The 13,417-nt window shown below is 38.7% G+C and carries 9 protein-coding genes; 2 read left to right on the top strand and 7 right to left on the bottom strand.

Annotated elements, in window-relative coordinates; genetic code table 11:
* Positions 1 to 180: 180 nt before the first annotated feature.
* From Q0948_RS12060 to Q0948_RS12040, 5 genes are all read right to left on the bottom strand, one after another.
* Positions 181 to 1,167: a ribonucleotide-diphosphate reductase subunit beta gene (locus Q0948_RS12060; RefSeq protein WP_298353001.1), complete on the bottom strand. Its 987-nt coding sequence runs from the start codon at positions 1,165 to 1,167 to the stop codon at positions 181 to 183.
* Positions 1,168 to 1,917: 750 nt separating this feature from the next.
* Positions 1,918 to 2,664, bottom strand: coding sequence for a succinate dehydrogenase/fumarate reductase iron-sulfur subunit (locus Q0948_RS12055; protein ID WP_298352998.1), 747 nt, complete (start codon positions 2,662 to 2,664; stop codon positions 1,918 to 1,920).
* 9 nt (positions 2,665 to 2,673) lie between these two features.
* Positions 2,674 to 4,686 carry a fumarate reductase/succinate dehydrogenase flavoprotein subunit gene (locus Q0948_RS12050; RefSeq protein WP_298352995.1) on the bottom strand — a complete coding sequence of 671 codons (2,013 nt, stop codon included), beginning with the start codon at positions 4,684 to 4,686 and terminating at the stop codon, positions 2,674 to 2,676.
* Between the two features lie 11 nt (positions 4,687 to 4,697).
* Positions 4,698 to 5,366 (bottom strand): succinate dehydrogenase cytochrome b subunit, encoded by a 669-nt coding sequence (locus Q0948_RS12045; RefSeq protein ID WP_038598978.1) that lies wholly within the window; start codon positions 5,364 to 5,366, stop codon positions 4,698 to 4,700.
* 257 nt (positions 5,367 to 5,623) lie between these two features.
* Positions 5,624 to 8,497, bottom strand: a complete 2,874-nt coding sequence (locus tag Q0948_RS12040; protein WP_298352988.1) for an exo-alpha-sialidase — start codon at positions 8,495 to 8,497, stop codon at positions 5,624 to 5,626.
* A 165-nt stretch (positions 8,498 to 8,662) separates the two neighbouring features.
* Here Q0948_RS12040 and Q0948_RS12035 point away from each other — a divergent pair, with 165 nt between their 5' ends.
* Positions 8,663 to 9,955 (top strand): aminopeptidase P family protein, encoded by a 1,293-nt coding sequence (locus Q0948_RS12035; RefSeq protein WP_298352985.1) that lies wholly within the window; start codon positions 8,663 to 8,665, stop codon positions 9,953 to 9,955.
* A 75-nt stretch (positions 9,956 to 10,030) separates the two neighbouring features.
* Here the strand turns inward: Q0948_RS12035 and Q0948_RS12030 are convergent, their stop codons facing one another.
* Positions 10,031 to 11,356, bottom strand: coding sequence for an aspartate kinase (locus Q0948_RS12030; RefSeq protein ID WP_298352982.1), 1,326 nt, complete (start codon positions 11,354 to 11,356; stop codon positions 10,031 to 10,033).
* Positions 11,357 to 11,455: 99 nt separating this feature from the next.
* Between Q0948_RS12030 and Q0948_RS12025 the strand changes: the two genes are divergently transcribed.
* Positions 11,456 to 12,112 (top strand): hypothetical protein, encoded by a 657-nt coding sequence (locus tag Q0948_RS12025; RefSeq protein WP_035327077.1) that lies wholly within the window; start codon positions 11,456 to 11,458, stop codon positions 12,110 to 12,112.
* Here the strand turns inward: Q0948_RS12025 and brnQ are convergent.
* Positions 12,109 to 13,377 carry a branched-chain amino acid transport system II carrier protein gene (gene brnQ / locus Q0948_RS12020; protein WP_366875579.1) on the bottom strand — a complete coding sequence of 423 codons (1,269 nt, stop codon included), beginning with the start codon at positions 13,375 to 13,377 and terminating at the stop codon, positions 12,109 to 12,111. The genes Q0948_RS12025 and brnQ overlap by 4 nt on opposite strands.
* Positions 13,378 to 13,417: the final 40 nt, after the last annotated feature.

The raw sequence follows: 13,417 nt of genomic DNA, 5'->3' as shown, positions 1-13,417 counted from the left end.
TTAAAATATTGTGAATTCTCATAAGTTTCCCCCTTTTGAGAATTCGGTTAGAATTAGGGATGACAGTCTCTTTTGGAGAATGTATCCATTGGTTAATGTTATGGCGATTGCGTGTTGTTACGCTTTCGCGAAAGCGGAAAAGTAAACCTCTTCCACCTATTTATTATTTATTATAATGCTTTAGAAAGATGCATCAAAGCTTATAGACTGACCACTACCGTCGTCATCTTTATCTTTTACAACTCCTGCTTTTTGATACTCTCCTACTCGCTTCTCAAAGAAGTTAGTTTTACCTTGAAGTGAAATCATATCCATAAAGTCAAATGGATTTGCCGTATTGTATACTTTCTCACAATCTAGCTCTGTAAGTAAACGGTCTGTCACATACTCTAAGTACTGTGTCATTAAGTTTGAATTCATCCCAATAAGACTTACCGGAAGTGACTCCGTGATAAACTCACGCTCTATATCTAGTGCGTTTACGATAATCTCTGTAATACGCTCTTTTGGCACTTTATTTACAAGGTGGTGATTGTGCAGGTGTACGGCAAAATCACAGTGTACGCCCTCATCACGAGAGATAAGCTCGTTTGAGAATGTAAGTCCTGGCATAAGCCCTCTCTTCTTTAACCAGTATATAGAACAAAATGCTCCTGAGAAAAAGATTCCCTCTACTGCTGCAAATGCGATAAGACGCTCTGCAAAGCTTGGTGAGTCTATCCATTTAAGAGCCCAGTCTGCTTTTTTCTTAATTGCAGGAAAGTTTTCAAGTGCATTAAAAAGCTTGTCCTTCTCTACCTCGTCTTTTACATAGGTGTCAATAAGTAATGAGTAGGTTTCAGAGTGTATGTTTTCCATCATAATCTGGAAACCGTAGAAGAATTTTGCTTCTGAGTATTGTACTTCATTTACAAAGTTTTCTGCTAGATTTTCATTTACAATACCGTCTGATGCTGCAAAGAAAGCAAGTATGTGTTTTATAAAGTAGCGCTCATCTTCTGTAAGTTTTCCTTTCCAATCTACAAGATCTTGGTGAAGGTCTATCTCTTCTGCAGTCCAAAAACTAGCTTCAGACTTCTTATACCACTCCCATATATCATCGTGCTGTATAGGGAATATCACAAATCTATCTTTATTTTCTGCTAGGATTGGTTCTACGAAGCTCATACTTTTTCTTTTAATTATTAATCTTTTTCATTCTACTTGGGACTAACAAATATCAAGAAAAAAGAGCCGGAGGCTTCAGAATTAACACTGTCGTTATTCACAAAGTTTTCAACACAGGTTATTTCTTACTTTTCATAAAAATTTCTAAAATTATATGCTCATTTACTTGATTTTCAATTATTTACAACTCGTTTTCAATCTTATTAACAATTGGAATTTTAATGGTTTAAAACTAGCCTAGCAAGGGCTTTTAGGCTTGCTTAGGACGGTTTTTAATAACGTTTTAATAAGAATATAGAGAACCCATTTGTGGGTCTGAATAAAAAGAATCATGACAAAAAAAAATCCGTTTTTAAGACGGATTTTTTTAAAATATTTAAAAGATTATTTACTACTGATTTTGATATCTAAATCTTGAAATCATTTTAATGCGCACAAATTTGCTTAGGTAGACTTAAGACAAAAAGGCAAGCGCTAGAAGGATAATTACAATAACAACAATGGTAATTTTCATAATGTCTTATATGTTAATGGGGTTACTTATGCTGTAAATATCACCTTAATTCATAGCTTATGTTAGGGTCAAAAGACCCTTTTTGTCATTTGAAATAAAAAAACCAACACCTCCCGATAACTATATGATGGGTTATAACGCTTTCGCGAAAGCATAAAAAAAAGTCTCAAACCTTAGTGGCTTGAGACTTTTATATAATCTATTTGTGTTGCTATGTTGCAACGCTTACATTCTTGTTATCCTTTAAGACTAGCAGAAAGGTACTCACGGTTCATACGGGCGATGTTTTCAAGAGAAATCCCTTTAGGACACTCAACCTCACAAGCCCCTGTGTTTGTACAGTTTCCAAATCCTTCTTCGTCCATCTGTTTTACCATATTAAGAACACGATCTGTAGCCTCTACTTGACCTTGCGGTAATAAAGCAAACTGGCTCACCTTTGCAGATACAAATAACATTGCACTTGCATTTTTACAGCTTGCAACACAAGCACCACAACCTATACAAGTTGCTGCAGCAAAAGCGTCGTCTGCATCTGCCTTTTCTATTGGAATTGAGTTTGCATCTTGTGTATTACCAGAAGTATTTACAGAAATAAATCCTCCAGCGTGCTGTATACGATCAAAAGCAGAACGATCTACCATAAGATCTTTTATCACTGGGAATCCATCTGCTCTAAAAGGCTCTATTGTAATAGTCTCACCATCTTTAAACTTGCGCATATGTAGCTGACAAGTTGTTACAAGACGATCTGGCCCGTGTGCTTCTCCATTAATAAACATAGAACAAGACCCACAGATACCTTCACGACAATCGTGATCAAACACCACTGGCTCTTCTCCTTCATTAATGAGCTTATTGTTAAGCACATCCATCATCTCTAAGAAAGACATATCTCCATCGATACCATCGATAGGGTATGTCACCATTTGTCCTTTAGCTTGTGCGTTTTTTTGACGCCAAATTTTTAACGTTAGTTTCATATATCTTTCTTATTTATAACTTCTTTGTTTTACTTCAATGTTCTCATAGTTGAGCTCTTCTTTATGCAATACTGCATCTTTTGGCGCTCCTTTATACTCCCACGCAGATACGAATGTAAAGTTTTCGTCATCACGTAATGCTTCTCCTTTTTGCGGTCCGTCTAGCTCTACAGATTCTTCTCTAAAGTGACCTCCACAAGACTCGTTACGAGTAAGTGCATCTTTTGCAAATAGCTCACCTAACTCTAAGAAGTCTGCCACACGTAACGCTTTTGCAAGCTCTTCGTTAAACTCATTTTGAGTACCTGGCACTCTTACTTCTTTATAGAACTCATCACGTAGTGCAGAGATTTCATCTATGGCGCTCTGTAGATCTGTCGCGTTACGAGACATCCCACATTTGTTCCACATAATCTTTCCGAGCTTTTTATGGAAATAATCTACAGCTTTAGTTCCTTCGTTATTTACAAGGGCATCTACTTGCTTACGTACATTTTGCTCTGCTTCTTCAAACTCTGGAGTATCTGTTGAGATAGGTCCCGTACGTATATCGTGTGATAAGTAATCACCTATTGTGTATGGCAGTACAAAGTATCCATCTGCAAGACCTTGCATAAGAGCAGAAGCTCCTAGGCGGTTTGCACCGTGATCTGAGAAGTTTGCTTCTCCTATCGCATATAATCCTTCTACAGTAGTCTGTAAGTTATAATCTACCCATAGACCTCCCATTGTGTAATGTACCGCTGGGTAAATCATCATAGGCGTGTTGTATGGATCTTGATCTACAATCTTGTTGTACATCTGGAATAAGTTACCATACTTTGTTTTTACAACTTCTTGACCTAGCTTCTTTACAAGTGCCTTATCATTTGCATCAAGGTGTTGTACATATGCTTGCTCTTTACCATAACGCTCTATTGCCGAAGCAAAGTCAAGGTAAACGGCCTCTCCTGTTTTATTTACACCAAAGCCTGCATCACAACGCTCTTTTGCCGCTCTTGAGGCAACATCACGAGGTACAAGGTTACCAAATGCTGGGTAACGACGCTCTAGGTAGTAATCTCTATCTTCTTCTTTAAGATCTGTAGGCTTAAGACGCCCCTCGCGTATTGCAATTGCGTCTTCTTTCTTTGCAGGCACCCATATACGACCATCATTACGTAATGACTCAGACATAAGGGTAAGCTTAGACTGGTGATCACCAGATACTGGGATACACGTAGGATGTATTTGAGTATAACAAGGGTTTGCAAAGTAAGCACCACGTTTGTGAGCTTTCCAAGCAGCAGTTACGTTAGACCCCATCGCGTTAGTAGAAAGGTAGAACACGTTACCATATCCTCCAGTTCCTAACACAACGGCGTGCGCACTGTGACGCTCTATCTCACCTGTTATTAAGTTACGTGTTATAATACCACGCGCTTTACCGTCTACTTTTACGATGTCTAGCATCTCGTGACGGTTATACATTTTAATCTTACCACGACCTATCTGGCGGTTCATCGCAGAGTAAGCACCTAGTAATAATTGTTGTCCTGTTTGACCTTTTGCGTAGAAGGTACGACTCACAAGCACCCCTCCAAAAGAACGGTTGTCTAATAGCCCACCATAATCACGTGCAAAAGGAACTCCTTGTGCGACACACTGGTCAATAATATTTGCCGAAACCTCAGCAAGACGGTATACATTAGACTCTCTAGAGCGGTAATCACCACCCTTTACCGTATCATAAAATAAACGGTATGTTGAGTCTCCATCTCCTTGATAGTTTTTTGCGGCGTTTATACCTCCTTGTGCAGCAATAGAGTGTGCACGACGAGGTGAATCTTGAAAACAAAAAGCTTTTACGTTATACCCAAGCTCTGCAAGCGTTGCTGCTGCAGATCCTCCGGCAAGACCCGTACCTACAACGATTACATCTATAAGACGCTTGTTTGCAGGGTTTACAAGATTAATGTCATTTTTATGTTTTGTCCACTTATCAGCTAGTGGTCCTTGAGGTATTTTAGAATCTAATGCCATAGCTATATTTTTTAGTGAGGGATTTGGTTAAGGTGTAAGTACACAGCAATAAGTATAAAACCTACTGGTATTGCAACTGCCCAAACCTTTGCAAATTTTGAAAGTGCTTTTGAGTATGCATTATTAAAACCAACAGACTGAAAAGTAGAAGCAAACCCGTGCCATAAGTGTAAAGCAAGTAATACAAATGATATTACATAAAGTGCCACTCGCACTGGGCTTTCAAATTTATGCACAGTCTCTGCATAATATCTTGTAGGATCTTCTGGTGCAAACTCAACATATTTATGAATCATCTCTGGAATCCAGAAATCATAAAAGTGAAGACCTAAAAACGCAAGAATCACAAGTCCTGATAAAATCATATTACGAGAAGTCCAAGGCGCTGCTTCTCCTCCTTTGTAGTTTGCATACTTAACAGGACGCGCTTTTCTGTTTTGTAATTCTAACACAAAGCCCATCACAAAGTGAAAAACCACTCCAAAGATTAACACAGGTTGCAACGCAAACTGTACTAATGGGTTTGTACCCATAAAGTGGGACCAAGCATTAAACGTATCTGGATCAATTACAGCTGTACTGTTGATCACGAAGTGTTGTGTCAAAAAGATCACAAGAAAGAGTCCGGAAAGTGCCATTGCTACTTTACGCCCTATTGAAGATTTTAATAATCCGCTCATTTAGTTTTAGTTTGGAATAATCCCAACAAAAATACGGCGCAAACGTTGTTTTAGCAACCTTAGAGCGTTTGTATTCTTACTATTTAGAATCATTATAAAAACCTTAACGCAGCTGTTCAAGATTTAACAATCACCTCCTACCTAAACCTATATATGATTAAACACTTTCAAAATTTTTGAAAAGGACTTACTAGACATTAAAAAACCCATTACATCTTACGAGGCAATGGGTTCTAAAAAAGATTTCAAAAGCGCTACTAATCAACTAACAGCGTGGTAGTTGCAACTTCTGTATTACCACCTCCACCGTCTAAAACGACAGTATATGTTCCTTTAGGTAGATAATATTTTCCGTTTTTTGTTTTCTTAATATTGAGAGAACTATCTGCTTTTTCAAGATATTTTTTTCCTTTTTCAGTAATCGTTAAGTCATACGAGACTTGGTTAATTCCCGCTGCTGGATTTAACGCCATACGGTTTAACTCCTTTCCTTCTGTACTTTTTACGACTAACTCGTATTTACCTGCGTTGCTCGTGTAGTAACTTATAGGCGTAGATGGCTCAAAAGGATCAGACCAGTTACTCCAGCTTGTTCCCCATCTTCGGCTATGCTCAACTTCGGCGATATCAAAAATCTCTGCCGTTTTATCAAGAGACACGTTTTGAATAGCACTAAGATCTGTTCTGTAGATGCTTCTTCCGTGGGTTCCTAGCAAGAGATGGTTTGCTTTCTTTTGAATTTTCATATCGTGTACGGCTACAGCTGGAAGTGGTGCTGTGCTGTCTCCAGATTCAGCTTTCGCGAAAGCGTGATAAGAAGTACCACCATCTAGACTCACATAAGCACCATTATCTGTACCTACATAAAGGATATTATCCTTTACTGGGTCTTCTACAATAACATTTACCGGAGACATAGGGATGTTTGCCGAAATGTCTTTCCAAGTCTCCCCATAATTATCAGAAACATAAACGTAGGTTTTAAAATCATCCCATCTATAACCGTTAAGGGTTACATATACACGCTCTTTTTTATGCTCACTTGCCACAATGCGAGATACCCATAAGTCTTTTGGCAATGTACCTGTAATATCTTTCCAGTCGCCACCACCATTAGTCGTTACACTTACCTTACCATCATCACTACCTGTATAAATAAGTCCAAACTCAAACGGAGATTCTGAAACTGTAGCGAGTGTACCGTAAGCGACGTTACCCGGCTTACCGCCGTTAGTAAGATCTGGACTTATAGCTACCCAGTCATCACCTTGATTCATAGATCGCATTAACTTATTACCACCTAGATATAAGATGTCTTGGTTATGACTACTTAGTAAGATAGGCGTCTGCCAGTTAAAACGATAAGGCGTTTCTCCTAACTCGTGCTTGATATCAAATCTCTTGTTTTCACCCGTCTCACGGTTAATACGATAATAACTCCCAAATTGAAATCCAGTGTACACAATATTTGCATCTCTATTATCTACCTGCACTTGCATACCATCTCCTCCCATAATCATCTCCCAAGGGTACTGCCCTCTTTGCAACCAAGATTTATCTTGTGATGCATTGCTAGGTGCAACCCATACACCATTATCTTGAAGACCGCCATACACGTTGTAAGGCTCTTGATTATCTACCTGTATGTAGTAAAATTGCCCTACAGATGGGTCGTTTGCTTTTATCCAGTTTGCACCATCATCATAACTTATGTTTACACCACCGTCATTACCATTTATGAGGTGATTTTCATTTTTTGGATTAATCCATAATGCGTGATGATCTGAGTGTACATTTTCTGCACTTATGCTTGTAAAGGTTTTACCTCCATCTTTAGACTTTACAATAGGTACTCCGTAAATGTAGATATCTTCCTTATCTGATGGATTTACATTAATCTCTCCAAAGTAATAGCCGTAACTATAGTAAAGCGCGTCTATGTATCCTTTATGTGTTTTTTTCCAGGTCTTCCCTCCATCATTAGATCTATATACCTCTGCTCCTACTACAGGTGTGTCAAAAAGCTGTGTGTTTGCCGTTTGTAAATAGGTTGCAATATCTGCAGGTACAGCATCACCTTGTCTCACGATAGACTTTACGTTTGCAGCTCTGTACTTTTCTTGAAAGCCGTTAGACTTTAAAAAGTTATCGAGTCGCTTGTTATCTAAACTTAAAAACTGAGCAACACTCATTGTTTTAAAATCATCTTTGTATAAAGCATCAGATTTTTGTGGTCTTTTCTTACCCTCTTCTCTTCTAAACTGGCTATCGTGCACAGCATACACCGTATTTTTATCATACACTGCAAGACCTATACGACCTACTCCCTTACCAGCAGGAAAGCTATATAACTTTGTCCAAGTGTCACCAGCATCTGTACTCTTGTAAATACCAGAGCCACTACCAGAGCCTTCAAAATTCCACGCCTTTCTATCCTTCTCCCAAGAAGAGGCATACATCAGGTTAAAATCATTTGGATCATTATCTATATCAATGATACCAGAGGCATCATCTACATACAGCGTCTTTTTCCAGGTGAGGCCACCATCTGTAGTTTTATAAACTCCACGTTCTTCATTTTTTGAGTATAAGTGCCCCACTGCGCCTACCACAACCTCATCTGGATTTTCTGGATTAATAAGGATGCGCCCTATATGGTGCGAGTCTGTAAGACCCATATTTTTCCAAGTCTTGCCACCATCTGTAGATTTGAGAAGGCCTATCCCAGCATAACTAGAGCGCGATGCATTGTTTTCTCCCGTACCCACCCAGATAGTATTACTAGGCCAGTGCACTGTTACTTCTCCTACGTTTTGTGTAGGAGCATTATCCATCACTGGGGTAAATGTGGTCCCATTATTATTAGTATACCACAACCCTCCAGAAGCATAACCTACATAAAACTCTGATGGCATATCTGGATTAATAGCTAGATCTACCACACGGCCACTCATAATAGAAGGACCTATGTTTTCAAAAGGAATATTTTTTACAAGACTATTTTGAGCTGCTAGCATTTTTTCTTTAACAGCCTGCTCTTGTTGTTGCGTTGTAGATGCAGCTTGCTGTGAGTTTCCATTTGCAAGCGCAAAAAGCAGCGCTCCAGATGCTAGAAAGTAACGTATGTTCATTTGGTTTGGATTTTATAAGGCAATGAAAATACGCAAAGGACTTATTTTAAGAAAACTTTTGGATTTAGTTTAACAAGTAGAAGTCCTTTTTTGGGGTTATGAGTTGTTACGCTTTCGCGAAAGCGTACCCAAATTTGTATTTTTACATTCTAATCAAGAGTTACAATGAAATACGACCTTATAGACAACGCACTTTTTACAAAAAACCGCAAAAACTTTATGGCACAAATGAAGCCAAATAGTCTAGCCGTTTTTAATAGTAATGACATTTACCCCGTGAGTGCAGATAGTACACTCCCTTTTGAGCAACACCGTGATATTTTTTACTTAAGTGGTGTAGACCAAGAAGAGTCTGTACTTGTTATGTTTCCGGACTGTCCAAAAGAGAAGTATCGCGAGATTCTTTTTGTAAGAGAAACAAATGATCATATAGCTGTCTGGGAAGGTGAAAAACTTACCAAAGAAAAAGCCACAGCTACTTCTGGAGTTAAAACGGTACTCTGGCTGCAAGACCTAGAAAAAGTATTTGCAGAACTTATGACCTATGCAGAGACGGTATATGTAAATACTAATGAGCACTACAGAGCAAGTGTTGAGACAGAGACTCGTGAAGATCGCTTTACAAAATGGTGGAAAGCAAAGTACCCTGCTCACAGTGTAGCAAAGAGCAACCCTATCTTACAACGCCTGCGCTCTGTAAAAGATCAAATAGAGCTAGACCTTATGCAAAAGGCTTGTGATATTACTAATAAAGGCTTCCGTCGTGTGCTTGGATTTGTAAAACCTGGGGTATGGGAATATGAGATTGAAGCAGAATATATACACGAGTTTTTAAGAAACCGTTCTAAAAAGTTTGCCTACACACCTATTATTGCATCTGGTAATAATGCGAACGTACTCCACTATATAGAAAACAACCAGCAATGTAAGGCTGGAGACCTTATCCTTATGGATGTAGGTGCAGAGTATGCAAATTACTCTAGTGATATGACGCGCACCATACCTGTGAGTGGTCGTTTTACAGATAGACAAAAAGCTGTTTACAATGCTGTTTTAAAAGTAAAAGACGAGGCAACAAAACTCCTAGTACCAGGAACTTTATGGGAGCAATACCACGTAGAGGTAGGTAAGATTATGACTTCTGAGCTACTAAGCTTAGGACTACTAGACAAGGCAGATGTACAAAATGAAAACCCAGACTGGCCAGCATACAAGAAGTACTTTATGCACGGTACTTCTCACCACATAGGCCTTGACACGCACGACTATGGTTTACTACACGAACCTATGCAGGCAAATCAAGTCTTTACCGTAGAGCCAGGAATTTACATTCCAGATGAAGGTTTTGGGATTAGACTAGAGGATGATGTAGTTATCCAAGAGTCTGGCGAGCCTTTTAACCTTATGCGTGATATCCCTATCACGGTACAAGAAATAGAAGATTTAATGAATAGCTAGACGCGCTAGTTACATCATATAAAAAGCCCATCATTTATAAAAATGATGGGCTTTTGTTTTTATTAGACTCTCTAATTAAGCAACTGGGGTTGCAAACATATATTCTTGTAATAAAGAAAGTGCTCGTTTTTTATCTTCTGTAGCAACTAGTATAGATATGTTATGGTCACTCCCTCCAAAGGAAATCATACGCACTTGAACATCTTGCAGTACTTGAAAAAGTTTATGTGTATCTGGATGACGGTTTACCGCATTACCCACTAAGCATATTATACTTTGCTTATCATCTACCACAACTTGTGAGAATTGAACAAGCTCAGTTAAAATAGCATCAAGATTACTCGTGTCATCTATGGTAAGTGACACTGCGATTTCTGATGTGGTAATCATATCTATTGATGTCTCATAGCGTGCAAATACGTCAAACACTTTGCTTAAAAAACCGTGGGCGAGTAACATTTTGCTCGACTTTATTTTAAGTGCGGTTATACCATCTTTGGCAGCTATTGCTTTAATTCCTTCACCTTGCGACTTGTGTGTTATTACAGTACCAGATGCATCTGGCTCCATTGTATTTTTTAAACGTAATGGGATGCGCGCTTCTCGCAAGGGCTGTACAGTCTGAGGGTGTAATATTTTTGCGCCAAAGTAAGCGAGCTCTGCTGCCTCATCATAACAGAGGGCACCTATTGCTTTTGTTTCCTCTACAAACCGCGGGTCGTTGTTATGAAAACCGTCTATATCTGTCCAGATTTGCACCTCGCTAGACTCAATTGCAGCACCTACTATGGTTGCTGTATAATCGCTTCCTCCTCGTTGTAGGTTTGATATCTCACCACTATAGTTGCGACATATAAAGCCTTGTGTGATGTAAATGGTATGCTGACCCGCATTTTCTATCACGCGCTCAAGATTTTGACGTATATAAAACTGGTCTGGCTCATTATCCTTATCTATTCTCATAAACTCTAATGCTGGTAATAAAGCCGCACTAAGTCCTTCTTGTTGTAAAAAATGACAAAATATAAATGTAGACAGCAACTCACCTTGAGCGACAATAGCTTCTTCCATTTGCAAGGTGATTTCCTTCTCTACCGTGATTCTCTCTACCTCTGCAAACACCTCATCTACATATCCAATAACCAGAGATTTAATATGTTTATCTGTAAACAATTGCTCAATAACATCATCATATCTAGATTGTAAATCTCCTCTTGTTTTATGTGCTGTAGCTACGTCACCTTCTCGTGCTGCAGTTGCAATAGCAACAAGAGCATTTGTAGTACCAGACATTGCAGATAGTACAACAATCTTAGGTTGTGGTGAGTCTATGATATGACGCACAGAAACCATATTTTCTATAGATCCTACTGAGGTTCCTCCAAATTTTAATACTTGCATAGGTTACATTTTTATACAAATGTATTTCTGTGACTCATTCTAACCGCATAAATGAAGAAAATAGACTAATTTTGAACAAAATGTTAATTATATAACGATTTGAATACAATATCAGATTGCGTAGCGGCCATTATTGCAAAGCAGCCCTACCTAGAAGAAGCATTATCTCAAAAGATAATAAACTATGCCGCACTAGCCGAAAACTTAAATCCGCTAGTGTCTAAGATGCTTAAAAAGCCTGTAAAAGACGGCGCTATACTTATGGCGTTGAGACGATATGCATCTCCTACAGATACTCAAAAATCATTACGACTCAAGGAGGTCCTTAATGGTCTAGGTGATATCACGGTACGATCAAAACTAATCGTTTTTACATTTCAAAACTCTGGAACTCTTATCCAAAATCACGCTCAGATACTTAGTACCATCGCTACAAACCAGCAGGTGTTTTACACGTTTACACGCGGTATACACGAGAGCACACTCATAAGCTCTGCTAGTGAGGAGGCGCACATAAGAGATCACTTTAAAACAGAAAACATACTCAATTTTCAAGGCAACCTTTCGGCTATAAGTATACGATTGCCACAAGGTAATACAGCTGTTGCTGGCTTATATTATCAGATTTTTAAACGCCTTGCTTGGGAAGGTATATCGCTTCAAGAGGTGATTTCAACTACAAATGAATTTATAATTCTGGTAGAAGATGAGCTTGTAGACAGAGCATTTTCTGCCATTAAAAAATTACAATCTTAAGTAGTGCGCTTTCGCGAAAGCGTAAAAACATTTACCGCAATAAGTGTTATCACAGCAGGCAATAACCAGCCTAAGCTTACCGTGCCTAGGGGTATAAATTCTTGTATACCCTTCATTTGCTCACTAAAGCCTAATGATGCCCAGAAATCTGGCGCGCTAAATAAAATAGTCGCAATCACTACAGACCTAAACACAAGTACCGTTGTCCATTTATCTGGTAAGGCATTGAGTATAATCAACACAATGGTTATAGGGTAAATAAACATAAGTGCAGGTACGGCTACGGCAATAATAGACATTACATCTAGCTGTCCCATTACCACACCCAGCACACAACCTAGTACCGCAGTTATGTTATATGCAAGTTGCGAATTATTAAAAATCCCTTTTACAAAGTCTGATGTACCTGTCACAATACCTACTGCCGTTGTAAAACAGGCAAGACTAACTAATACCGCAAGTACTCTACTACCCACAGCTCCTAGTGTGTCTACACTAAGCATAGATAATAAAGCCGTGCGATCTGTTACTTCTGCACCTCCGCTACGCAAAGCACCTAGATAGATAAGGCCGCCATAAATAAATAACAATCCTAAGCCAGCAATGATTCCTCCTTGTGTGATGATTCTCTTATTTTCGGTAGGGGTGCTATTTTTAAATCCTAATGATATGACAATTACACCTCCTACTACAACACCGCCTATGGCATCAAAAGTTTGATAACCTTCAAGTATACCGCTCGTAATTGTATTGTCAAAAATAGAAGCGCGCATAGGCTCATATTCTCCAAAAAGACCTACACCTATTACAATAGCTAGAATAATTAATATAGCTGGAGTGAGGTACTTACCTACAATGTCCATCATTTTTGACCTATTGAGCACAAAAACTAAGACAAGAATAAAATAGAGGCTACTTAAGGTTAAACTTGAGATATCAAAATATGGCTGTATAGCCATCTCATAGGTTACAGAGGCAGTGCGAGGCGCTGGTAAAGCAATAGAGATAGCATAAACAATTATACCATATAATAAAGCAAATAGTGGCGATACCTTTTTTGCAAAGTCTAGCATTGTACCTTGCAATCTAGCGTGCCCATAGATGGCGAGTATAGGTATCACAACTGCAGACACAATAAAACCTAAAAGTACTAACCACCAAGAGCTCCCGGCATTATAACCTAAGAATGGAGGTAAAATTAAGTTACCTGCGCCAAAAAAAAGAGAGAACAGCGCAAAGGCTGTAATGAAGGTTTGTTTGGTCATTCTCATAGGTTGCTTGATATTTGCCCTCCAATATAGAACT

The organism is uncultured Dokdonia sp. (assembly GCF_947496725.1).
Taxonomy (GTDB): Bacteria; Bacteroidota; Bacteroidia; order Flavobacteriales; family Flavobacteriaceae; genus Dokdonia.
The sequence above is the reverse complement of the archived record's forward strand: the minus strand, read 5'-3'. Positions and strand labels throughout refer to the sequence as shown.